This is a genomic window from Cronobacter sp. JZ38 (assembly GCF_008932145.1).
Taxonomy (GTDB): Bacteria; Pseudomonadota; Gammaproteobacteria; order Enterobacterales; family Enterobacteriaceae; genus Cronobacter; species Cronobacter muytjensii.
The window spans coordinates 1,393,840-1,416,719 of record NZ_CP017662.1; the positions used below are offsets into that span (position 1 = coordinate 1,393,840).

The following is a 22,880-nucleotide window of genomic DNA, read 5'->3' on the forward strand; positions in this document are numbered from 1 at the left end:
CGTTGAAAAAACCAACACTTGCAGTATAGTTCGTGACCCGCTGATTGCCCCTGAGGCTTATCCGGTTTTCTTTTTGCGCGTTTTTTTTGCGGGCGTAATCTGGCGCACCTCGCTTTCCACCCAGCCGTCCGCCAGCCGCGTGGTCAGGGTGTCGCCGGGCTGCACCTGTTTCGTCGCTTTCAGCACGTTGCCATCGCCAGCCGTGGTGACGCTGTAGCCGCGCGCCAGCGTCGCCAGCGGGCTGACGGCCTCCAGGTGCGTGATGGCGTTGCCAAAGCGCTCCCGCGTGTGGCTGAGGCGCGCTGAGACCGTCTGGGCGAGCCGATACTCCAGTTGCTGAATACGAGCCGAGGCGCGGTGCAGACGCGGCAACGGCTGCTGCTGGTTAAGGCGTTGCGTCAGACGACTCTGACGTTGCGTCGCCTGACGCAACCGGCTGTCGAGCGCATTGTCCATTCTCTGGCGCAGGCGCATCAGCAGAGTCTGCTGACGGGCGAGACGCAGTTGCGGATGCTGTTGTTCCAGCCGGTGATGCAGGCGCGTAAAGCGCTGCTGGCGGTTAGCCAGCGAATAATCCATCGCCATTTCAAGGCGCTGTTGCAGCCCCTGCACCTGACGCAGCAGCTCGAGCTGATTGCGGCTGACGATTTCCGCAGCGGCAGACGGCGTCGGCGCGCGCAAATCCGCGACGAAGTCGGCGATAGTGACGTCGGTTTCATGCCCGACCGCGCTCACCACCGGAATGCGGCTTGCAAAAATCGCGCGCGCCACGCGCTCGTCGTTAAAACTCCATAAATCTTCCAGCGAGCCACCGCCACGCCCGACAATTAACACATCGCACTCGTCGCGGCGGTTGGCAAGCTCAATGGCGCGCACAATCTGCGCGGGCGCATCGTCGCCCTGCACGGCGGTGGGGTAGATAATGACCGGCAGCGACGGATCGCGGCGGCGCAGCACGTTTAGCACATCATGCAGCGCCGCGCCGGTTTTCGAGGTGATAACCCCGACCTGGCGCGCCGGAGAGGGCAGCGGTTTTTTCAGCGCCGGATCGAACAACCCTTCGGCGGCGAGCTGCTGCTTGAGCTGTTCATAGCGCTGTTGCAAGAGACCTTCACCCGCGGGCTGCATGCTTTCAACGATGATTTGATAGTCGCCGCGCGGCTCGTAGAGCGTGATATTCGCGCGCACCAGCACCTGCTGACCGTGCTGGGGCCGGAAAGTGACGCGGCGGTTGCTGTTGCGAAACATCGCGCAACGCACCTGGGCGGTGTCATCTTTAAGCGTGAAGTACCAGTGCCCGGACGCGGGCTGGCTGAAATTAGAGATTTCGCCGCTGATCCAGACCTGGCCCATCTCCTGCTCAAGCAGCAGACGAACGCTCTGGTTAAGACGACTGACGGTAAAAATTGAGGGGGTCTGAGTAAGCGGCATGTGAGCTGGATCAAATTTTAAATCAGCGGGTTATTCAATCGATAGTAACCCGCGCGCTGAGTATCGCAACCATTTTTCGCAAAAAAATGTAGAAGCAATCGGTTACGCTCTGTATAATGCCGCGGCAATATTTTATCTGTTCTCATTCACCCCAGGTTGAGATATTGCCCATGCTACGTATCGCTAAAGAAGCACTGACGTTTGACGACGTCCTCCTCGTTCCCGCTCACTCTACCGTTCTGCCGAATACTGCGGATCTCAGCACGCAGCTGACCAAAACTATCCGCCTGAACATCCCGATGCTTTCAGCGGCGATGGACACCGTAACGGAAGCGCGTCTGGCGATTGCCCTGGCGCAGGAAGGCGGCATCGGCTTTATCCACAAAAACATGTCCATCGAGCGCCAGGCGGAAGAAGTCAAGCGCGTGAAAAAACATGAGTCCGGTGTGGTGACTGACCCGCAAACCGTGCTGCCGACCACGACGCTTCGCGAAGTGAAAGAGCTGACCGAACGCAACGGTTTCGCCGGCTACCCGGTAGTGACCGAAGATAACGAACTGGTGGGCATTATCACCGGGCGTGACGTGCGTTTTGTGACCGATCTGAACCAGCCGGTCAGCGTCTACATGACGCCTAAAGCGCGTCTGGTGACGGTGCGCGAAGGCGAGTCCCGCGATGTCGTGCTGGCGAAGATGCACGAAAAACGCGTTGAGAAAGCGCTGGTCGTGGACGACAGCTTCCATCTGCGCGGCATGATCACCGTAAAAGATTTTCAGAAAGCCGAACGTAAGCCGAACGCCTGTAAAGACGAGCAGGGCCGTCTGCGCGTAGGCGCTGCGGTGGGCGCGGGCGCCGGTAACGAAGAGCGCGTCGACGCGCTGGTTGCCGCAGGCGTTGACGTGCTGCTGATTGACTCCTCTCATGGCCATTCCGAAGGCGTGCTGCAGCGCATTCGTGAAACCCGCGCCAAATACCCGGATCTGCAAATCATCGGCGGCAACGTCGCCACCGCCGCTGGCGCGAAAGCCCTGGCGGACGCCGGCGTCAGCGCGGTAAAAGTGGGCATCGGCCCAGGCTCCATCTGCACCACTCGTATCGTCACTGGCGTCGGCGTACCGCAGATCACTGCGGTGGCAGACGCGGTTGAAGCGCTGGAGGGCACCGGCATTCCGGTTATCGCCGATGGCGGCATCCGTTTCTCCGGCGATATCGCCAAAGCGATCGCGGCAGGCGCAAGCGTCGTGATGGTGGGCTCTATGCTGGCAGGCACCGATGAATCCCCGGGTGAAATTGAACTCTATCAGGGCCGCGCTTATAAATCCTATCGCGGTATGGGGTCGCTTGGCGCGATGTCCAAAGGCTCTTCCGACCGCTACTTCCAGACCGATAACGCCGCAGACAAGCTGGTGCCGGAAGGCATCGAAGGCCGTGTGGCGTATAAAGGCCGTCTTAAAGAGATTATTCACCAGCAGATGGGCGGCCTGCGCTCCTGCATGGGACTGACCGGTTGCGCCACGATTGACGAGCTGCGCACTAAGGCGGAATTTGTGCGTATCAGCGGCGCGGGCATTCAGGAAAGCCACGTTCACGATGTGACCATTACCAAAGAGTCTCCGAACTACCGTATGGGTTCTTAATTTTCCTCGCCCGGCGTTCGCGTCGGGCGTTTACTTTTTGTCAGCTACTTTCTGGAAAAAGCGTCAATGACGGACAACATTCATAAGCATCGTATCCTTATCCTCGACTTCGGTTCTCAGTACACCCAACTGGTGGCCCGCCGCGTGCGCGAGCTGGGCGTTTACTGCGAACTGTGGGCCTGGGACGTGACAGAAGAGCAGATCCGCGGCTTTAACCCTAACGGGATTATTCTCTCTGGCGGCCCGGAAAGCACCACCGAAGAAAACAGCCCGCGCGCGCCGGAATATGTCTTTAATGCCGGTGTGCCTGTGCTGGGCGTCTGCTACGGCATGCAGACTATGGCGATGCAGCTCGGCGGCCACGTTGAAGGCTCTAACGAGCGTGAATTCGGCTATGCGCAGGTAGAAGTGAAAACCGACAGCGCGCTGGTGCGCGGCATTGAAGATGCGCTGAGCGCCGACGGCAATCCGCTGCTGGATGTCTGGATGAGCCACGGCGATAAAGTGACCGCCATTCCGTCTGATTTCGTCACCGTCGCCAGCACCGAAACCTGCCCGTTCGCGATTATGGCGAACGAAGAAAAACGCTTTTACGGCGTGCAGTTCCACCCGGAAGTGACCCATACCCGTCAGGGCCTGCGTATGCTGGAGCGCTTTGTGCGCGACATCTGCCAGTGTGAGGCGCTGTGGACGCCCGCGAAAATCATCGACGATGCCGTTGAGCGCATTCGTCAGCAGGTGGGCAATGATCGCGTGATCCTCGGTCTTTCCGGCGGCGTGGATTCTTCCGTCACCGCGATGCTGCTGCATCGCGCGATTGGCGACCGTTTAACCTGTGTTTTCGTGGATAACGGCCTGCTGCGCCTGAACGAAGCCGAGCAGGTGATGGATATGTTCGGCGACCATTTCGGTCTTAATATCGTCCATGTTCCGGCGGAAGCGCGCTTCCTTGACGCGCTGGCGGGCATCGACGAGCCGGAAGCCAAGCGTAAAACGATTGGGCGCGTGTTCGTGGAAGTGTTCGATGAAGAAGCGCTGAAGCTCGAAGACGTAAAATGGCTGGCGCAGGGCACTATCTATCCTGATGTGATTGAATCTGCGGCGTCCGCCACCGGCAAAGCGCATGTCATCAAATCGCACCACAATGTAGGCGGCCTGCCGAAAGAGATGAAAATGGGCCTCGTCGAACCGCTCAAAGAGCTATTTAAAGACGAAGTGCGCAAGATTGGTCTGGAACTGGGCCTGCCGTACGACATGCTGTACCGTCATCCGTTCCCGGGGCCGGGTCTCGGCGTTCGCGTGCTGGGCGAAGTGAAGAAAGAGTATTGCGACCTGCTGCGTCGCGCTGACGCTATCTTCATCGAAGAACTGCGTCGCGCCGATCTCTACGACAAAGTAAGCCAGGCGTTCGCCGTGTTCCTGCCGGTGCGCTCCGTCGGCGTGATGGGCGATGGCCGTAAATATGACTGGGTCGTCTCTCTGCGCGCCGTAGAAACTATCGACTTCATGACCGCCCACTGGGCGCATCTGCCGTACGATTTTCTGGGACGCGTCTCCAACCGCATCATCAACGAAGTGAACGGCATTTCCCGCGTGGTGTATGACATCAGCGGTAAGCCGCCTGCAACGATTGAGTGGGAATAAGCAGAGCGGTAATCCTCTGATTATTGTCCAGTAAATAGCCAAACCCTCTGTTTTACAGAGGGTTTTCTTTTATCTTCTGGCCCGGTTTTTCTCTGGGGCGGTATTGCCAGAAACCGTTAGTGCAATGCCATGTTCACTGTTCAGGCAGGCACAATTGAATACCTTCAGCGCGCACAGACCAGACAGTGAATGGCGGTTATCTAACAAAAACGCCCGTAACTCGTGGATTGCGGGCGTTTTTTATGGCATCGCAAGGGGGCTTTAAGACACTAGCGCGGCTGTTGCTGCGAAGAGGAGTCGAGAGTCATGCTGATTTGCTGGGCCTGGACTTTATCCTGGTGGTGATACCACGCGCCGACGGCGGAGTAGATAAAGCGACCAAAGAAGAAAAGAAAACTGATAAGCAGTACAATGCGGGTCATTCGACTGTTGAATCGATGCCGTCTTCGTATGCTGGTGGCCTGTGACACGCCTTTACCCTTTAAATTTACCCGTCATCTGCGGGCGACGTAAATATTAAGGCATAGCGAGGCGAAGAGGTCAATTATTCATCATGTAAAATTGCGTACAGAACCGCAAAACATACTTTTTATTAATAGATTTAACAACTTGATTAATAAAGCGATATAAGTCTTTTTCCTTAAGTGTGCGGTCTCATCTGGTACGTCCGCGTCACTTGATGTATATCAATTGAAAGCGGTTTCCTCTGACTAAAATTGGCTAACCGCGCCGCGTCCGGCCCAGGTCTGCCGCGGTCTTCAACAGCCAGGTCGGATGCCTGCCTGAAATTCTTGCCCGGGAATGTGGGGCCTGGTATCGAGCATCTATGTTATTGGTTGAAACACTCAAGAAAAATAAAGACAAATGGTGGGCGCTGCCGCTGGTTTTACCGCTGCTGTTATTACCCCTTGCCCGCGCCGGAAATACCTATGCGCATATTGATGGCGGCCTCGTCGTGCTTTATTACTTGCCGCTGGCGTTATTCAGCGCCTTAGTGATGATGTATGGGCGCAGCGCGCTGCCCGGTATTGTGTTGGGCGTCCTCGTCTATTATCACCGCAACGTGGGCCTGCTGGATTTAAGCGTGACGCTGGTGAATTTTTTCGTGGCGACGGCGCTTAGTTGGGCGGGTTACCGCATTTTCGCGCCCGGTCATCATGCGGTCTCCTGGTGGCACACGCGAAGCGGCGCGCAGCGCATGTTCTGGCTGGTGTTTTTCAACGCCACCGTCTTTATTCTCTTTTATCAGATAGCCGCTTTTCTCGGCCTGTATGAACGGCCTACCTCGCTCACTGGCGATAACCCGTTTACCGTACTGACGCTTATCAGCTATCAGGCGGTACTGGTCGGGTGCCTGACGGGCACGCCCTTTTTTTACCTCGTTATTCGCATGCTGCGTCATCCTCGCTATCTGAAAAGCTTTCTCTCCCAGGCGCGGGCGCAGCGCGATAAAAAGGTCAGCAAAACGGAGGTGGTGGTCTGGACGGCCATTATTCTGTTTCTGCTCGGCTGCCTGATGCAGCCGACGGGCGACAGCAGCTCGCTGTTCAGCACCACCTATACGCTCTCGCTGTTACTGCCAGTGATGCTGTGGGGCGCGATGCGCTTCGGGTATTTCTTTATTACCACGGCCTGGACGCCAGTACTGGCGCTACTGTGCCACTACTACTATCTCTATTTCCCCTCGGTGCCTGGCTACGAAACCCAGATGGTGATTAACACGTCCAGCTATGGGGTGTTTTCGCTGGTGATCGTCTTTATGGCGCTCACCGCCACTCGCCAGCGGGCGATGCATTTGCGCGGCAGACGCCTGGCGCTTATCGACCCTCTCAGCCATATGCCGAATTTGCGGGCGCTGAATCGCGATCTTGGCAAAGCGCCGTGGTCGGTGCTCTGTTTTATGCGTATTCCGGAGCTTGAGCTGCTCGGGCGTAACTACGGCGTGATGTTGCGCATTCTTTATAAGCAGCAACTGGCGGCGTGGCTGCGTCAGAGTCTGCTGCCTGACGAGCTGGCATATCAGCTCTCCGGGCACGATTTAGTGCTGCGCATTCACACAGAATCTTATCTGGAGCGCATCGACGCGCTGGATAAACGCGTGCGCCAGTTCCGCTTTATGTGGGATGGCATGCCGTTACAGCCGCAGGTCGGCATCAGCTACAGTTTTGTGCGATCGCCGGTCACGCATCTGCATCTGCTGCTGGGCGAAATGAGCACGATGGCGGATCTGTCGCTCGCCACTAACCAGCCTGAAAGCTTGCAGTGTCGCGGCGCGAACCATGTTCAGAAAGGCGTGAAGCTCAAAGTGGATATGCTGAACCGTCTGCAGCAGGCGTTGGATAACCATCACTTCCGGCTGATGGCGCAGCGTATCGAAGGCATGCGCGGCGACAGCTATTACGAAATCCTGCTGCGTATGCGCGGCGAGGACGGTGAGCTTATCGCGCCGGAAATTTTCCTGCCGGTGGCGCACGAATTTGGCCTGTCGTCGCGTATCGACCTGATGGTGCTGGAAAGCACGCTGAAATTTATGGACGCCGCCCGTGACGCGCTGCCCGCCAGCCGGTTCTCCATCAACCTGACGCCCGCCACTGTCTGCCGCGTGCCGTTTCCCGGCGAAGTGCAGCGGCTGCTGGAGCGTTACCATATCGAGCCCTGGCAACTGATTTTCGAAATCACTGAAAGCCAGTCGTTTACCAATGTGGAGCAGACCCAGATAACCCTCTCGCGCCTGCGCGCCATGGGGTGTCGCATTGCCATTGACGATTTCGGCACCGGCTACGCCAGCTATGCGCGCCTGAAAAGCATTAACGCCGATATCCTCAAAATCGACGGCAGCTTTATTCGCAATATCGTCATCAGCAGTCTGGATTATCAGATTGTCGAATCGATGTGCCGCCTGGCGCGCATGAAAAATATGCAGGTAGTGGCGGAATATGTCGAAAGCGAAGAGATCAAGAACGTCGCCTGTTCGCTCGGCATCGACTATCTGCAGGGGTATGTGATTGGCAAGCCGCAGCCGCTGGAATCGCTGGTGGCTGAGAAAACCGACACGGCGGCGCAACAGGCCGGTTGAGTAAAGAAAAACGGTGAGCCTGGCTCACCGTTTTGCGTTTCAGGCGGCCACTTCCGGGCTCGCTTCTTCTTCGATATTCAGCTTCCAGCCCGTGACGCCTTCCCAGTACTGCTGTTCGCGTTCGAGATCCAGCAGTACCAGCGCATTCTGGCTGAACCAGTCGTGCGGGAAGCGCAGCGTCCAGTGGTTCTCGTCGGTATGCAGCACCAGCGTCGGCGGCGTAGTGGTCGCCTGACGCTGATTATTCAGCAGCACGCCGAGGCGCAGCAGCTGGATAAGCGGCAGAAACTGTTTTTTCTTGTACAGCGTAAAGCGCGGCAGCTCGTCGAGTTTAATCGCCTTGCGATGATAGCGCACCAGCGTGGCCATCATCATCTGCTGTTCCTGGTTAAAGCCCGGTAGATCGCTGTGCTGAAGAATATACGCTGAGTGGCGGTGCAGGCCGCTGTGGTTGATGCCAAGCCCGACCTCATGCAGCATCGCCGCCCACTTCAGCAACGCCGCCAGCGACGGGTTGGCGAGCTTCGCATTCTGCTGTTCCCACTGCTGATACATCAGCATGGTAGTGTCCAGCACCCGGTGCGCCTGTTCTCTGTCGATATGGTACTGATTGGCGAGGCTCTGCGCGGTGCGAATGCGAATATCCTGATGACGGAAACGGCCTTCCATCTCATACAGCACGCCTTCGCGCAGCGCGCCGTCGGAGAGCCGCAGCTCGCGAATAGCCAGCGCGTCAAAGACGCCGCAGAGAATCGCGAGCCCTGGCACGAACACCGCTTTGCGCTCGTCTGACAGCCCCGGCAGGGTCAGCGCGGAGAACTGGCCGAATTTCAGCACTTCGTCGCGCAGCATATCCAGGCGATCCGGCGTGATAAAGCCGTCCTTTTCGCCCATCTCAACCAGCACTTCATGGGCGGCTTTGATCGTGCCCGAGGCGCCAAGCGCCACGGTCCAGCCCTTCAGGCGATATTGCCAGGCGAGGCTTTCGAGCTTTTGCACCGCGGCGAGACGCGCGCGACGGAAATTATCCGGCGTGATTTCGCCATTCGGGAAGAAATGCTGCCCGAAGCTGACGCAGCCCATACGGCGGCTTTCCACCAGCTGCGGCTCGAAATCTTCGCCAATTACAAGTTCCGTCGAGCCGCCGCCGATATCGATCACCAGCTTGCGCCCGCGCTCCGGCTGAGTGTGTTCCACGCCCATAAAAATCAGGCGCGCTTCTTCATTGCCGGAGATAATTTCAATCGGGTAGGGGATGACCTTTTCCGCGCGACGCAGGAAATCCGTGGCGTTAGACGCCTGGCGCAGCGTATGCGTGCCAACGATGCAAACGTTGGCTGCGGAAAAGCCCTGCAGGCGCTCGGCGAACAGGGAGAGGCAAGCGAGGCCGCGCTCCATGGCCTCTTCACTCAGCATATTATTCTCATCCAGCCCATCGGCCAGATGGACGCGCTGTTTCAGGCGGCCAATGATTTGCATGGCGCCATCCACCACACGGGCTATCACCATATGGAAGCTGTTAGAGCCGAGATCGACCGCAGCAAATTCCTCCGGTCGTGGAGCATCAGAAGTTATCGGCATAGATTATTCAGGCTGTTCAAGAGATTTGATGTAATCGTAAATCGCCAATTGTGCGCGAACTTTACGGCGATTGCCACGCGGCACATAGCGATTGCTCAGTTCTTTATCCACATAACGGGCCTTAACCGTATCACTGAACAGGATATCAATAATATCCAGAATGCGCTGTTTAAGGCGCGGATCCAGCAACGGCGCGGCAACTTCAATGCGGTAGTCGATATTACGCGTCATCCAGTCGGCAGACGACAGATAAACCCGTTTATCGCCGCCGTTTTCGAAAATATAAACCCTGTCATGTTCAAGATAGCGATCGACGATGCTGATGACCTGGATATTTTCACTGATCCCCTCAAGTTGCGGGATAAGCGAGCACATGCCGCGGATCAGCAGATTGACCTGCACGCCGGAGCCGGAAGCCGCATAGAGCCGGTCCACCAGACCTTTATCGACGAGGTTATTGAGCTTAAGCGTGATCCCCGACGGCAGCCCCTGCTGTGCGTTGGCGATCTCCTGGTCGATCATCTCATACATCAGACGACGCGAGTTTTGCGGCGACACCAGCAGATAGTCGAAGCTCACCGGCCGGTAAGGGTTTTCGATAAAGTTAAACACCCGGCGCACTTCGTTGGTGATGCGCGCATCGGCAGTCAGCAGCGAGTAATCGGTGTAAAGCCGCGCGGTTTTCTCGTTAAAGTTACCGGTGCCGATATGCGCGTAGCGCACCACATCGTCACCTTCTTTGCGCGAGATAAGAAACAGCTTGGCGTGGATCTTAAGGCCGGGCGCGGAGAAAATCACATGCACGCCGGCTTCGGTCAGGCGCTTCGCCCAGTGGATGTTCGCTTCTTCATCAAAGCGCGCCTGCAACTCCACCACTACGGTGACTTTTTTGCCATTGTGAGCGGCATGGATCATCGAATCGATGATGCGCGAGTCTTTCGCCACGCGGTAGATGTTAATTTTAATCGCCAGCACGCTTGGGTCGAACGACGCCTGACGCAGCAACTCCAGCACATGTTCGAACGTGTGATATGGGTAGTAGAGCAGCACATCGCGTTCACGGATAGCGTCAAAGCCGTTGCGGAATTTATCAAACCAGATATGGCGCAGGCGCGGCAGCGGTTTATTGATTAAATTCGCTTTGCCAACATTCGGAAAGCTGATGAAATCTTTGAAATTATGGTAACGACCGCCCGGCACGATGGAGTCGTAGCGCGAAATCGAGAGCTTTTCGCGCAGCATCTGGACCATCGCATCCGGCATATCGCGCTGATAGACAAAGCGCACGGGCTCGGCGGTGAGGCGCTGTTTGAGGCTGGAGGACATCAACTCCAGCAGGCTCGATTCCATTTCGTGCACAAGGTCGTATTCCGCGTCGCGCGTCATCTTCATCGAGTAGGCGTTCAGCGCGTCGTAATCGAAAAAGCCTTTAAAAATATCATCAAGGCAGAAGCGCAGAATGTTATCCAGCAGAATCATCGGCTTGCGGCGGCGCGGGGTTTCCGGCGGCAGGTTGACGAAGCGCGGCACTTTATCGGCCGGGATCTCCAGCAGCGCATAACGAATCGATTCGCCGCGGATGATCTCGACTGCCAGATAGGTGTAATCGTCTTTCAGGAACTGCACCAGATCGGTATCACGATTTATCAGCGTCGGGGTGACGTGCTGGCGCAGGTAATGTTTAAAGTAGTGGCGCAGCCACACCTGCTGATTTTCAGAGAGCTGGCGCTCGTTGATAAGGAAGATCTGGTTGCGCGCCATCTCCAGCAGAAGATCGTTGTACAGGCCGTCGAACTCCTGATCCGCCTTCAGCACCCGCGACTGGATCTTGCCCAGCAGATGCCGCGAATGAGAGTTCGAACCCTGTTCTTCGCTGATGATAATGCGCCGCTTAAGCTCGGCGAACCGGACCTTATAAAATTCATCAAGGTTATTGGAGTAGATGCCCAGAAAGCGCATGCGCTCGATCAGCGGATTGGTTTTATCCGCCGCCTCCTGCAAGACGCGTTCGTTGAACGATAACCAGCTCAGTTCTTTTTCGATATAAAGCTTATCCTGACCCATTACTACTCACACTCCGGTTGATTAACTCGGGACGTGGCAAATCCGTCTCGGGGTTATTATGGCGAGCTTTGTCATGCTCTGTCCAACTGTGCCAGAAAAGTATGACAGTTATCCGCGAGCTTTCGAGAATGTCGTAAAAAAGCCTGTAAAACCGGGAGGTTGCCGGACAGATTCTGGCCTGGTTTTACGCTTTATCGGCACAGGACAGAAAAAAATAAAGGGCCATGCGGCCCTTTAGTCATCAGAAGCGTAACCCTGCGGCGGGAGCGGCTGTCCGTCCAGCCAGGCGCGACCCTCGCGCATCGCGAGGCGGCCATCGACAAACCAGCTGACGACCAGCGGGTAGATGGCATGCTCCTGCGCCTGAACGCGTGCGGTAATGTCTTCTTCCGTGTCGCCCGCGAATACCGGAACGCGAGCCTGCAAAATCACCGGGCCGCCGTCCAGCTCGTCCGTCACAAAGTGCACCGACGTGCCGTGTTCGTCGTCGCCATTGGCCAGCGCCTGGCGGTGCGTATGCAGCCCCGGATATTTTGGCAGCAGGGAAGGGTGGATATTCAGCAGCCGTCCTTCATAGTGCGCCACGAACGCCGGGCTAAGAATGCGCATATAGCCTGCCAGCACGACCAGATCCGGCGCGTAAGCATCTATCTCCTGCATCAGCTCGCGGTCAAAGGCGTCGCGGCTGGCGAACGCGCCCGCGCTTAACGCATGGGCGGGAATATTCGCCTCGCGCGCGCGCTCAAGGCCGAACGCGTCGGCCTTATTGCTGAAGACGGCGCTGATGACGCCATTGATTTTCTTCTGCGCGCAGGCATCGATGATGGCCTGCAGGTTACTGCCGCTGCCGGAAATCAGCACTACGATGCGCTTCATTACGCAATAACCACGCGTTCCTGGGAATCCGATGCTTTGATAGCGCCGATTTTCCACGCGGTTTCGCCAAGGCTGTTAAGCAGTTCCACGGCGTTATCGGCTTCAGCGGCAGGCAGGGCGATGAGCATGCCGACGCCACAGTTGAAGGTGCGGTACATTTCATGACGGCTGACGTTGCCGGCCTGTTGCAGCCAGTTGAAGACGGCAGGCCACTGCCACGAGGCTTCATCAATCACGGCCTGGGTGTTGTCCGGCAGCACGCGCGGAATGTTTTCCCAGAAACCGCCGCCGGTCAGGTGGGCGATAGCGTGAACATCAACTTTTTCAATCAGTTCCAGCACCGGCTTCACATAGATGCGGGTCGGCGCCAGCAGGTGATCGGCGAGCGGTTTGCCGTCAAGCTCGGTGGCCTGCGGGTCTGCGCCGCTCACTTCCAGAATTTTACGCACCAGCGAGTAGCCGTTGGAGTGCGGGCCGCTGGACGCCAGCGCCACCAGCACATCGCCGTCGGCGACTTTCGTGCCGTCGATAATCTCTGATTTTTCCACCACGCCGACGCAGAAACCGGCCACGTCGTAATCCTCGCCGTGATACATGCCCGGCATTTCCGCCGTTTCACCGCCAACCAGCGCGCAGCCGGACTGTAAACAGCCTTCCGCAATCCCGCTGATCACGCTTGACGCGGTATCAACGTCCAGTTTGCCGGTCGCGTAGTAGTCGAGAAAGAACAGCGGCTCCGCGCCCTGTACGACCAGATCGTTGACGCACATGGCCACCAGGTCGATGCCGATCGTGTCGTGACGCTTCAGATCCATCGCCAGACGCAGCTTGGTGCCGACGCCGTCGGTACCGGAGACCAGCACCGGCTCGCGGTATTTCTGCGGCAGTGCGCAGAGGGCGCCGAAGCCGCCCAGGCCGCCCATCACTTCCGGACGACGGGTTTTTTTCACGACGCCTTTGATGCGGTCGACCAGAGCGTTACCAGCATCAATATCAACACCGGCATCTTTATAGCTGAGAGAGGTTTTGTCGGTCACTGCTAAAGTCCCCACGCGGTTGCGGTTGGTGGTAGTAGAGAAATCGCGGCAATTCTAACAGTCCAGGCAAACGTTTGCGAGCGCTTGTTGCGGTGAAAAACAGACGGCTGCCCGATGACGGTCTTCTGTTCGGTTGATCGCGATCAAGGCCATTACATATGGCGCGACAGGCAAAAAGCGGTATAATCCGGCGATTTTTTTTGTGGCTGCCACCTCGCTGGGGAGAAAGAGAATGAAGATCGTCGAAGTGAAACACCCGCTGGTTAAACACAAGCTGGGCCTGATGCGTGAGCATGACATCAGCACCAAGCGTTTTCGTGAACTCGCCTCCGAAGTCGGCAGCCTGCTGACCTATGAAGCCACGGCCGATCTGCTGACGGAAAAAGTGACCATCGAAGGCTGGAACGGCCCGGTGGAAATCGAGCAGATTAAAGGGAAGAAAATTACCGTCGTGCCTATCCTGCGCGCCGGTCTTGGCATGATGGAAGGCGTGCTGGAAAATGTGCCGAGCGCGCGCATCAGCGTTGTTGGCGTTTACCGCGATGAAGAAACGCTGGAGCCGGTGCCCTATTTCCAGAAGCTGGTTTCCAATATCGACGAGCGCATGGCGCTGGTCGTCGACCCGATGCTGGCGACCGGCGGCTCCATGATCGCTACCATCGACCTGCTGAAAAAAGCGGGCTGCACGAGCATTAAAGTTCTGGTGCTGGTCGCTGCGCCGGAAGGCATCAAAGCGCTGGAAAACGCGCATCCCGATATCGAGCTTTACACTGCGTCTATTGATAAGGGGCTCAACGAGCACGGGTACATTATCCCGGGCCTCGGCGATGCGGGCGACAAGATATTTGGTACGAAATAAACATTAAGCCGACTTTATAGTCGGCTTTTTTTTGGTTCCACACTTAAACATCACACATCAACACTCTTGAGGAAAACGCTATGACGCGCCGTGCTATCGGGGTAAGTGAACGACCGCCGCTCTTACAGACTATCCCGCTTAGTTTGCAGCACCTGTTCGCCATGTTTGGCGCAACCGTGCTGGTGCCCATCCTGTTTCATATCAACCCGGCCACCGTGCTGCTGTTTAACGGCATCGGAACGCTGCTCTATCTCTTTATCTGTAAAGGCAAAATCCCGGCTTATCTGGGCTCAAGTTTTGCGTTTATCTCCCCGGTATTGTTGCTGCTGCCGCTCGGCTATGAGATGGCGCTCGGCGGGTTTATCGTCTGCGGCGCGCTGTTTTGCGTCGTGGCGCTGATTGTGAAAAAAGCCGGCACCGGCTGGCTGGACGTGATGTTTCCGCCCGCCGCGATGGGCGCTATCGTCGCGGTCATCGGGCTTGAGCTCGCGGGTGTTGCGGCCAACATGGCGGGTCTGCTGCCAGCCGATGGGCAGAAGGCGGACGGCACGACGATTACCATCTCGCTGGTGACGCTCGCGGTCACGGTGTTCGGGTCGGTACTGTTTCGCGGTTTTCTGGCGATTATCCCGATTCTTATCGGCGTACTGGCGGGCTATGCGCTGTCATTTGCGATGGGCGTCGTGGACACCACGGCTATCGCCAACGCCCACTGGTTCGCGCTGCCGACGTTCTACACGCCGCGTTTTGAGTGGTTCGCCATCTTTACCATTCTGCCCGCGGCGCTGGTAGTGATTGCCGAGCACGTCGGCCACCTGGTGGTGACGGCGAATATCGTGAAAAAAGATCTGATCCGCGATCCAGGCCTGCACCGTTCCATGTTCGCCAACGGTTTTTCGACCATCATCTCCGGTTTCTTCGGCTCCACGCCGAACACCACCTACGGCGAAAACATCGGCGTTATGGCGATCACCCGCGTTTACAGCACCTGGGTTATCGGCGGCGCGGCGATTATCGCGATCCTGCTCTCCTGCGTCGGCAAGCTGGCGGCGGCGATCCAGATTATCCCGGTGCCGGTCATGGGCGGCGTGTCGCTGCTGCTTTACGGCGTCATTGGCGCTTCAGGTATCCGCGTGCTGATTGAATCCAAAGTGGATTACAGCAAAGCGCAAAACCTGATCCTGACCTCGGTTATCCTGATAATCGGCGTCAGCGGCGCGAAAGTGCACATCGGCGCAGCCGAGCTGAAAGGCATGGCGCTGGCAACGATCGTCGGCGTGGCGTTAAGCCTTATTTTCAAACTTATCAGCGTGTTGCGCCCGGAAGAAACCGTGCTGGACGCGGATGAGCAAGAAAAATCTGCCCACTGATCCTCCTGCCGGGCGGCGGTGTCCGCCCGGTTCAACAGCGAAGCGATTGTGTGATAGACTCAATGCGTTTTTTCGTAAGTCCTTGAAGAGGTCCTTCTGAACACACCGGCACAGCTCTCCTTGCCGCTCTGGCTGCCCGATGACGAAACGTTTGCCAGCTTCTGGCCGGGCGACAACCCCTCTTTATTAGCCGCACTCCAGACGATGCTGCGTCACGACCGCAGCGGCTACATCTATTTCTGGTCCCGGGAGGGGGGCGGGCGCAGCCATCTGCTGCATGCCGCCTGCGCCGAGCTGTCGCAACGCGGAGACGCGGTCGGCTACGTACCGCTAGATAAACGCACCTGGTTTGTGCCGGAAGTGCTGGAAGGCATGGAGCAACTTTCGCTGGTATGCATCGATAATATTGAGTGCATTGCAGGCGATGAGCTCTGGGAAATGGCGATTTTCAATCTCTACAACCGCATTCTGGAGTCGGGCAATACCCGGCTGCTGATAACCGGCGACCGGCCGCCGCGTCAGCTGAACCTCAGGCTGCCCGATCTCGCCTCGCGTCTCGACTGGGGACAAATCTACCGACTGCAGCCGCTCTCCGACGACGATAAACTCCAGGCGTTGCAGCTGCGCGCGCGGTTACGCGGGTTTGAGCTGCCGGAAGATGTGGGGCGCTTTCTGTTAAAACGCCTCGATCGCGAAATGCGCACGCTGTTCCTGACGCTCGATCAGCTCGATCGCGCGTCGATAAGCGCGCAGCGCAAGCTGACGATCCCGTTTGTAAAAGATACGCTCGGGCTGTAATCGCCGCTTCAGAAAAAACGCCGCAGGAGCAACCCGCGGCGTTTTTTTATGGAAGGATGTCTAAGACCTGCTCCGGCGGACGGCCCAGGCGGGCTTTGCCGTGGCTGACCACGATCGGACGCTCGATCAGCTTCGGATTGTCGACCATCGCCTGAATCAGCGCTTCTTCGCGAAGCGACCCGTCGCCCAGATTGAGTGTTTTGTAGAGATCGTCCTTGGTGCGCATCAGCTCGCGCGGATGGCTGAACCCCAATTGCTGCAACAGCATTTTGATCGTCGCCGCGTCCGGCGGCGTCTCCAGATAGAGCACGACTTCAGGCTCGATACCGCGTTCGGTGAGCAGGTTCAGCGTTTCGCGGCTTTTTGAGCAACGCGGGTTATGGTAAATCGTCACGTCCCGGGACATGGTTTCTCCTGTTACATTTTTTCGTAAGGGCGGAAGCGTTGCTGCAACTGGCGGATCTGATCAATACGCGCGTCATAGCGCGCCTGTTGCAGGCTGCCGAGCTTGACCTGCGAGCTGGCGCTGCTGAGCAGCGTAATGGCCTGATCCAGCTTGCCCAAAAGCGCCATCACTTCGGCGCGCGCCGCCAGCTCCTGATCGCGGTTGCCAAGCGCCGCCTGCGCCTGGGCGAGCAGATCCCAGCCGTTAGTGTCGTCAGGCCAGCTGAAGGTATAACGGTTGAGGATGGTCACTGCCTGCGCCGGCTGGCCCCCCTCCAGATACGCGTTGGCAAGGTTGAGCTGCAACACCGGATTGGTTTTCAGCTCCGGCGCGCTTTTCAGACGGTTGATCGCCTCCTGCGCTTTGTGCTCGCCCAGCGAAATATCGGTGGCGAGGTCAAGGTACCAGGCGTTGCCCGGCTGCGCCCGCAACAGCGGCTCCAACTGCTGGCGCGCCTCGGCGAAGCGTTTATCCTGCATGGCCTGCAACGCCCGACCATACTGCGCGGCATGCTGTTCGCGCTGATTGCCTTTGGCGAGCGAATCCAGAATATCGCTGGTGAGCTGATTACGTCCCGAGTTATACATGCCGAGCGCGCGCACTTTCGCCATATAAAACGCTTCAGATGATTGCGACACAACCGGGCGCATCTGGTTCGCACGGTTACGCGCATCCGATAAACGGCTTTCCGGCAGCGGGTGGGTGAGCAGGATTTCCGGCGGACGCGTGGAGTAGCGCGCCTGGTCCAGCAGTTTTTCAAGAAATGTCGGCATCGCCTGCGGATCAAAACCGGAGCGTTGCAGTACCTGAATGCCGATGCGGTCGGCTTCCTGTTCATTCTGCTGGGTAAAACTGATAACGCCCTGTTGAGTTCCGGCGAGCGTGCCGGTCAGCGCCGCCATGCCCGCCTGCGGGCTTGCCATCGCCAGCAGAATCGAGCCGAGCGCGCCCACCCAAGTGAGCGGGGCGCTGCGCTTCTGATCTTCCATCGCGCGCGCCAGATGGCGCTGGGTCACGTGGGAGATTTCGTGCGCCATGACTGAGGCGAGCTGGCTTTCGTTGTCGGCGTAGCGGAACAGCGCCGAGTGCAGCACGACATTGCCGCCGAAAAAGGCGAAGGCGTTAATCTCGTCATTATTGATGAGATAGAAGTGGAAAGGGGTTTTTACCGAATCGGCGTGCGCGACCAGACGCATGCCCAGCCCGTTGATATATTGCACCAGCAGCGGGTCGTTAATCAGGGGCGCGCTGCCGCGCAGCTGCCGCACGTAATAGTCGCCCATCTGGAGTTCCTGACCGATAGAGAGCGTGCTGCCTGCCGAGGTGCCCATATCCGGCAAACCGTCCGCCGGGTCGGCTGCAAAGGCGGGCGCAAGCTGGCCTGCCAGCGTGACGCCGATAAGCGTCGCAACCAGTGTCGTTTTCAACTGCCTGAACATAGCCTCTTTCCCGTCTGTATAGAGTCTTTTTTGACCCGCCCGGCACCGCTTTGTTCATTACGTGCGCCCGGATCGGAAGTCCATTTTACCAATACGTCGGGAAATCATATGCATCCACCGACAGGTTGTCTTGCAGGGGGCGTAAAAATCACGGTCTTTTTTGTGACATTTCGATACAATTCGCCCTCGCGCCTCCGTCGTCACCCGTCAGGGAAGGTATTTTATGCTTGAAATGTTTGCGCAGTGGTATCGCCGTCGCTTCAGCGACCCCGAGGCGATAGCGCTGCTGGCGATTCTGGTCGCCGGTTTTTGTATTCTCTTTTTCCTGCACGGTTTGCTGGCGCCGTTGCTGGTCGCCATCGTACTCGCCTATCTGCTGGAGTGGCCCACTTCGCGGTTACAGCGCATCGGCTGCTCGCGCGGGCTCGCCGCGACGCTGGTGCTGGTGCTGTTTATCGGCATTGTACTGGTGATGGCGTTTGTGGTCGTGCCGGTGGCCTGGCAGCAGGGGATTTACCTGATCCGTGATATTCCCGGCATGCTTAACAAGCTTTCTGATTTCGCGGCGACGTTGCCGAAGCGTTTTCCCGCGCTGATGGATGCCGGCATTATCGACGCCATCGCCGAAAACATGCGCACCCGTATCATCACGCTGGGCGATTCCGTCGTGAAATATTCGCTCGCGTCGCTGGTAGGGCTGCTGACGCTTGCCATCTATTTGATCCTGGTGCCGCTGATGGTGTTTTTCCTCGTGAAAGACAAAGAGCAACTGCTGAACGCGGTGCGCCGCGTGCTGCCGCGCAACCGTGGTCTCGCAGGCCAAGTGTGGGTTGAGATGAACCAGCAGATAACTAACTATATTCGCGGCAAAGTGCTGGAAATGATTGTGGTCGGCGTCGCGACCTGGATTGGGTTTTTGATTTTCGGGCTTAACTATTCGCTGTTGCTGGCGGTGCTGGTGGGCATTTCAGTGCTGATCCCGTATATCGGCGCCTTTGTGGCGACCATTCCGGTGGTGTGCGTGGCGCTGTTTCAGTTCGGCATGGGAACGGAGTTCTGGAGCTGTTTTGCGGTCTATCTGATTATTCAGGGGCTCGACGGGAACGTGCTGGTGCCGGTGCTGTTTTCCGAAGCGGTAAATCTGCATCCGCTGGTGATTATTCTGTCAGTGGTGATTTTCGGCGGGCTGTGGGGATTCTGGGGCGTTTTCTTCGCGATCCCGCTTGCGACGCTCGTTAAAGCGGTGGTACACGCCTGGCCTGAGACATCGCCAGCAGTGGAAGAGTAACAGCGCGACAGGGGTAAAATGCCGGGTGGCGCTGCGCTTACCCGGCTTACATCTTGTGCTTACCCGGTCTGAAGTCTGCGAACGTGATTAATCGCTCAGGCGTTCTCTTTCAGCCAGGCCAGCACAACATCGTGGTGGTTGCTGGTTTTGAAGTCGTTGAACACATGTTCGACTTTGCCCTCGGCGTCGATAAGAAAACTGATGCGATGAATGCCGTCGTAGGTTTTCCCCATAAAGGTTTTTTCGCCCCAGACGCCAAACTGGTCGCTCACCTGATGATCTTCATCCGAGAGCAGCGTGAAGTTAAGCAGCTCTTTTTCAGCGAAACGCGAGAGCTTTTCGGGTTTATCGGTGCTGATGCCCAGCACTTCAACGCCCGCTTTTTTCAGGTCATCCATGTTATCGCGCAGCCCACACGCCTGGACGGTGCAGCCCGGCGTCATGGCTTTGGGATAGAAATAAACCAGAACACGCTGTCCCTGGAAGTCGGTTAAATTTACTTGTTCACCGTCCTGATCGGGCAAGCTAAATTTCGGTGCGATATCACCGGCTTTCAGTGGATTCATCACTACACTCCATCCTGTTCATCTTGCTGTGGATAATTCACCACGCTAATAGTGCCTTGTGCGCCCAGGTCTGTACAGAGTTGACGGAAGGGCTGTTCGATAATCGTCGCATCCTGAGAAGCCGGACTGTGCGCCGTTATTTGAATATAGAGCTGCGCGGATTTATTTTCCTGCGCGGGCTGCGTGCGCGAGATAAGCTCGGCGATATTCATGTCGTGAGAGTGGAACAGTTCAGTGAAGCGCTCAATCAGATGCGGCGAGTCTTCAACCTCCACCTGTACCCAGACGGACGCCGGCATCGCCTGGCGCGGACGGGCTGTGGTGCGTTTCATCACAATCAGCAAATCCAGCTCAGCGCCCTTGAGCGGCAGCGTGGATTCAATCAGGGTAATGGCGTTCCAGCTGCCGGACAGCAGCATGATGAATGTGAACTCCTCCCCCAGCATCGCCAGACGGCTATCTTCGATATTGCAGCCGCAACTGCTGACATGGCGGGTGATAGTGTTAACGATACCCGAGCGGTCGGCTCCCAGCGCGGTAATAACCAGATAATGGGGGGATGAGGATGTCAAACCTGTGCTTCCTGTTGAAACGGTGAATTAATCCTTAGGAAACCATAAAAAAATCCGCCATACAACCGCATAGCACGCCCGGGCCGCTTGCTTTTATTACGGCACCAAACGTACCATTGAGCCACAAGTTTGCACTGAGGATGGCCAATGTTCACGGGAAGTATTGTCGCGCTTATCACGCCGATGGATGAAAAAGGTAATGTCTGCCGGTCGAGCCTGAAAAAACTGATTGATTACCATGTCGCTAACGGAACGTCGGCGATTGTATCGGTAGGGACTACCGGAGAATCCGCCACGCTGAGCCATGACGAACACGCTGATGTGGTGATGATGACGCTGGAGCTCGCTGATGGGCGTATTCCGGTTATCGCAGGCACGGGCGCGAACGCCACTTCCGAGGCCATCAGCCTCACCCAGCGCTTTAACGATAGCGGCATCGCAGGCTGCCTGACCGTGACGCCGTATTACAACCGTCCGACTCAGGAAGGGCTGTTCCAGCATTTTAAAGCTATCGCGGAGCATACCGACCTGCCGCAGATCCTCTATAATGTGCCGTCCCGTACCGGTTGCGATATGCTGCCGGAGACCGTTGGCCGTCTGGCGAAGATTAAAAATATTGTCGGTATCAAAGAGGCGACCGGGAACTTAAGTCGCGTTCACCTGATCAAAGAGCTGGTCGCTGATGATTTCGCGCTGTTAAGCGGCGATGACGCCACGGCGATGGATTTCATGCAGCTTGGCGGTCACGGGGTGATTTCGGTCACTACCAACGTTGCGGCGCGCGACATGGCCGATATGTGCCGTCTCGCGGCAGAAGGGAAGTTTGACGATGCGCGCATCATCAACCGTCGTCTGATGCCTTTGCACCATAAATTATTTGTCGAACCCAATCCGATCCCGGTGAAATGGGCCTGTAAGGAGTTGGGACTTGTGGCGACCGATACGCTGCGCCTGCCAATGACGCCGATCACCGATATAGGGCGTGACGCCGTTGGTTCCGCGCTTAAGCATGCCGGCCTGCTGTAAAGTTTAGGGAGATTTGATGGCTTACTCAGTACAGAAGTCGCGTGTGGCGAAAGTAGCAACCGTATCACTGGTGATGCTGCTCGCCGCCTGTAGTTCCGATTCGCGCTACAAGCGTCAGGTGAGCGGCGACGAGTCCTATCTGGACGCGGCTCCGCTGGCAGAACTGCATGCACCTGCCGGGATGATCCTGCCGGTGCAGAACGGCGACTACAACATTCCGGCCACCCGTACCAACGGCCCGGTTGGCAAACAGCTGGATATTCGCCCGCCGACGCAGCCGCTGGCGCTGGTGAGCGGCGCGCGCACTCAGTTTACTGGCGATACCGCCACGCTGCTGCTGGAAAGCGGTCGCAACGGTTCGCTCTGGCCACAGGTCGTGAGCGTCGTGCAGTCGCTGAATTACACTATCGAGAAACGCGACGACGCCTCCCAAACGCTTAGCACCGACTGGGTACAGTGGAACCGCGCCGATGAAGACCAGCAGTATCGCGGTCGTTATCAGGTCAGCGTGAAGCCGCAGGGTTATCAGCAGGCGCTGGTCGTGAAGCTGGTGAATCTGGAGCAGGATGGCAAACCGGTCGCCGATACCGCGTCGCTGCAACGCTACAGCGCTGAAATGCTCAACGCCATTGCGTCCGGGCTGGATAAAAACGATGCCGCGCGTCAGAACGCTGCCGATAACCGCTCCGCGTCGCAAATCGACGTGACCAGCGGCGCCGACGATGTCGGCCTGCCGGTGCTGGTGGTTCGCGCGCCGTTTAACGCCGTATGGAACCGCCTGCCGGATACGCTCGCAAAAGTCGGTATGAAAGTGACCGACTCCACGCGCTCTACCGGCAGCGTCGCCGTGACCTACAAAGCGCTGTCTGACAGCGACTGGCAGGCGCTGGGTGCACGCGATCCTGGTCTCTCCAACGGCGATTACAAACTCCAGGTCGGCGATTTAGACAACCGCACCAGCCTGCAGTTTATCGACCCGAAAGGCCATACGCTGACCCAGTCGCAGAACGACGCGCTGGTCGCCGCCTTCCAGGCCGCATTCAGCAAGTAATACCCAAGGCCGGATCGCTCCGGCCTTTTTTTCTGACGTTGACGCAAACGTGTGCGTCGCCGGAAACTGACAAATTTTGTGATAAATCATCAGGCCGCGCGAGCGGTCACCATACCTGGA

Annotated in this window: 19 protein-coding genes; 9 read left to right on the plus strand and 10 right to left on the minus strand. The window is 57.4% G+C overall.

Translation table 11 applies throughout. From position 1 onward, the window contains the following. Window positions 1-57: 57 nt before the first annotated feature. On the minus strand, window positions 58-1,431 hold the full coding sequence (gene xseA / locus BJP61_RS06575; RefSeq protein WP_038861294.1) for an exodeoxyribonuclease VII large subunit: 1,374 nt from the start codon (window positions 1,429-1,431) through the stop codon (window positions 58-60). Window positions 1,432-1,601: 170 nt separating this feature from the next. Here xseA and guaB point away from each other — a divergent pair, with 170 nt between their 5' ends. Beyond that, on the plus strand, window positions 1,602-3,068 hold the full coding sequence (guaB, locus tag BJP61_RS06580; protein WP_038861295.1) for an IMP dehydrogenase: 1,467 nt from the start codon (window positions 1,602-1,604) through the stop codon (window positions 3,066-3,068). Between the two features lie 66 nt (window positions 3,069-3,134). Next, window positions 3,135-4,712 carry a glutamine-hydrolyzing GMP synthase gene (gene guaA, locus BJP61_RS06585; protein ID WP_038861296.1) on the plus strand — a complete coding sequence of 526 codons (1,578 nt, stop codon included), beginning with the start codon at window positions 3,135-3,137 and terminating at the stop codon, window positions 4,710-4,712. 269 nt (window positions 4,713-4,981) lie between these two features. On the opposite strand, the gene BJP61_RS06590 is transcribed toward guaA, so the two are convergent. Further along, the gene (locus BJP61_RS06590; RefSeq protein WP_071603644.1) at window positions 4,982-5,182 is read right to left on the minus strand and encodes a YfgG family protein; all 201 of its coding nucleotides are present in this window, start codon (window positions 5,180-5,182) and stop codon (window positions 4,982-4,984) included. A gap of 356 nt (window positions 5,183-5,538) precedes the next feature. On the opposite strand from BJP61_RS06590, the gene BJP61_RS06595 reads away from it, so the two are divergent. Continuing rightward, window positions 5,539-7,788, plus strand: coding sequence for an EAL domain-containing protein (locus BJP61_RS06595; protein ID WP_171998027.1), 2,250 nt, complete (start codon window positions 5,539-5,541; stop codon window positions 7,786-7,788). 39 nt (window positions 7,789-7,827) lie between these two features. Here BJP61_RS06595 and ppx read toward each other — a convergent pair whose 3' ends face one another. The 4 genes from ppx to purM all read right to left on the minus strand — a co-directional run bounded on the left by ppx (window position 7,828) and on the right by purM (window position 13,346). After that, window positions 7,828-9,369: an exopolyphosphatase gene (ppx, locus tag BJP61_RS06600; RefSeq protein WP_161579776.1), complete on the minus strand. Its 1,542-nt coding sequence runs from the start codon at window positions 9,367-9,369 to the stop codon at window positions 7,828-7,830. Between the two features lie 3 nt (window positions 9,370-9,372). Further along, on the minus strand, window positions 9,373-11,433 hold the full coding sequence (gene ppk1 / locus BJP61_RS06605; protein WP_038861308.1) for a polyphosphate kinase 1: 2,061 nt from the start codon (window positions 11,431-11,433) through the stop codon (window positions 9,373-9,375). Between the two features lie 234 nt (window positions 11,434-11,667). Next, window positions 11,668-12,309 (minus strand): phosphoribosylglycinamide formyltransferase, encoded by a 642-nt coding sequence (gene purN, locus BJP61_RS06610; RefSeq protein ID WP_038861309.1) that lies wholly within the window; start codon window positions 12,307-12,309, stop codon window positions 11,668-11,670. Continuing rightward, window positions 12,309-13,346 carry a phosphoribosylformylglycinamidine cyclo-ligase gene (purM, locus tag BJP61_RS06615; RefSeq protein WP_171998028.1) on the minus strand — a complete coding sequence of 346 codons (1,038 nt, stop codon included), beginning with the start codon at window positions 13,344-13,346 and terminating at the stop codon, window positions 12,309-12,311. Before purM ends, purN begins: the two co-directional genes overlap by 1 nt. A gap of 232 nt (window positions 13,347-13,578) precedes the next feature. Here purM and upp point away from each other — a divergent pair, with 232 nt between their 5' ends. The 3 genes from upp to BJP61_RS06630 all read left to right on the plus strand — a co-directional run bounded on the left by upp (window position 13,579) and on the right by BJP61_RS06630 (window position 16,373). Next, window positions 13,579-14,205, plus strand: a complete 627-nt coding sequence (upp, locus tag BJP61_RS06620; protein ID WP_015742074.1) for a uracil phosphoribosyltransferase — start codon at window positions 13,579-13,581, stop codon at window positions 14,203-14,205. A gap of 80 nt (window positions 14,206-14,285) precedes the next feature. Continuing rightward, entirely contained in the window at window positions 14,286-15,575 is a 1,290-nt protein-coding gene (gene uraA, locus BJP61_RS06625) for a uracil permease (RefSeq protein WP_038861311.1), read from the plus strand. Window positions 15,576-15,671: 96 nt separating this feature from the next. Next, a complete protein-coding gene (locus tag BJP61_RS06630) occupies window positions 15,672-16,373 on the plus strand; it encodes a DnaA inactivator Hda (RefSeq protein WP_038861312.1) in 702 nt (233 codons plus the stop codon). A gap of 46 nt (window positions 16,374-16,419) precedes the next feature. Here BJP61_RS06630 and arsC read toward each other — a convergent pair whose 3' ends face one another. Next, on the minus strand, window positions 16,420-16,779 hold the full coding sequence (gene arsC, locus BJP61_RS06635) for an arsenate reductase (glutaredoxin) (protein ID WP_038861313.1): 360 nt from the start codon (window positions 16,777-16,779) through the stop codon (window positions 16,420-16,422). A gap of 11 nt (window positions 16,780-16,790) precedes the next feature. After that, window positions 16,791-18,257 (minus strand): beta-barrel assembly-enhancing protease, encoded by a 1,467-nt coding sequence (gene bepA / locus BJP61_RS06640; RefSeq protein ID WP_161581246.1) that lies wholly within the window; start codon window positions 18,255-18,257, stop codon window positions 16,791-16,793. A 223-nt stretch (window positions 18,258-18,480) separates the two neighbouring features. On the opposite strand from bepA, the gene BJP61_RS06645 reads away from it, so the two are divergent. Next, window positions 18,481-19,545 carry an AI-2E family transporter gene (locus BJP61_RS06645; protein WP_075192715.1) on the plus strand — a complete coding sequence of 355 codons (1,065 nt, stop codon included), beginning with the start codon at window positions 18,481-18,483 and terminating at the stop codon, window positions 19,543-19,545. 95 nt (window positions 19,546-19,640) lie between these two features. On the opposite strand, the gene bcp is transcribed toward BJP61_RS06645, so the two are convergent. Further along, on the minus strand, window positions 19,641-20,111 hold the full coding sequence (gene bcp, locus BJP61_RS06650; protein WP_075192714.1) for a thioredoxin-dependent thiol peroxidase: 471 nt from the start codon (window positions 20,109-20,111) through the stop codon (window positions 19,641-19,643). Between the two features lie 2 nt (window positions 20,112-20,113). After that, window positions 20,114-20,683 carry a glycine cleavage system transcriptional repressor gene (locus BJP61_RS06655; RefSeq protein ID WP_007721234.1) on the minus strand — a complete coding sequence of 190 codons (570 nt, stop codon included), beginning with the start codon at window positions 20,681-20,683 and terminating at the stop codon, window positions 20,114-20,116. A gap of 147 nt (window positions 20,684-20,830) precedes the next feature. Here BJP61_RS06655 and dapA point away from each other — a divergent pair, with 147 nt between their 5' ends. After that, entirely contained in the window at window positions 20,831-21,709 is an 879-nt protein-coding gene (dapA, locus tag BJP61_RS06660) for a 4-hydroxy-tetrahydrodipicolinate synthase (RefSeq protein ID WP_038861317.1), read from the plus strand. A 16-nt stretch (window positions 21,710-21,725) separates the two neighbouring features. Next, a complete protein-coding gene (gene bamC, locus BJP61_RS06665; RefSeq protein ID WP_038861318.1) occupies window positions 21,726-22,760 on the plus strand; it encodes an outer membrane protein assembly factor BamC in 1,035 nt (344 codons plus the stop codon). Window positions 22,761-22,880 lie beyond the last annotated feature (120 nt).

Bases quoted from the DNA above. Each gene is read 5' to 3' on its own strand.
- arsC (WP_038861313.1), bottom strand. From the start codon at position 16,779: ATGTCCCGGGACGTGACGATTTACCATAACCCGCGTTGCTCAAAAAGC.
- BJP61_RS06595 (WP_171998027.1), top strand. From the start codon at position 5,539: ATGTTATTGGTTGAAACACTCAAGAAAAATAAAGACAAATGGTGGGCG.
- bepA (WP_161581246.1), bottom strand. From the start codon at position 18,257: ATGTTCAGGCAGTTGAAAACGACACTGGTTGCGACGCTTATCGGCGTC.
- upp (WP_015742074.1), top strand. From the start codon at position 13,579: ATGAAGATCGTCGAAGTGAAACACCCGCTGGTTAAACACAAGCTGGGC.
- dapA (WP_038861317.1), top strand. From the start codon at position 20,831: ATGTTCACGGGAAGTATTGTCGCGCTTATCACGCCGATGGATGAAAAA.
- ppk1 (WP_038861308.1), bottom strand. From the start codon at position 11,433: ATGGGTCAGGATAAGCTTTATATCGAAAAAGAACTGAGCTGGTTATCG.
- BJP61_RS06645 (WP_075192715.1), top strand. From the start codon at position 18,481: ATGCTTGAAATGTTTGCGCAGTGGTATCGCCGTCGCTTCAGCGACCCC.
- ppx (WP_161579776.1), bottom strand. From the start codon at position 9,369: ATGCCGATAACTTCTGATGCTCCACGACCGGAGGAATTTGCTGCGGTC.
- bcp (WP_075192714.1), bottom strand. From the start codon at position 20,111: ATGAATCCACTGAAAGCCGGTGATATCGCACCGAAATTTAGCTTGCCC.
- bamC (WP_038861318.1), top strand. From the start codon at position 21,726: ATGGCTTACTCAGTACAGAAGTCGCGTGTGGCGAAAGTAGCAACCGTA.
- xseA (WP_038861294.1), bottom strand. From the start codon at position 1,431: ATGCCGCTTACTCAGACCCCCTCAATTTTTACCGTCAGTCGTCTTAAC.
- uraA (WP_038861311.1), top strand. From the start codon at position 14,286: ATGACGCGCCGTGCTATCGGGGTAAGTGAACGACCGCCGCTCTTACAG.
- guaB (WP_038861295.1), top strand. From the start codon at position 1,602: ATGCTACGTATCGCTAAAGAAGCACTGACGTTTGACGACGTCCTCCTC.
- purN (WP_038861309.1), bottom strand. From the start codon at position 12,309: ATGAAGCGCATCGTAGTGCTGATTTCCGGCAGCGGCAGTAACCTGCAG.
- guaA (WP_038861296.1), top strand. From the start codon at position 3,135: ATGACGGACAACATTCATAAGCATCGTATCCTTATCCTCGACTTCGGT.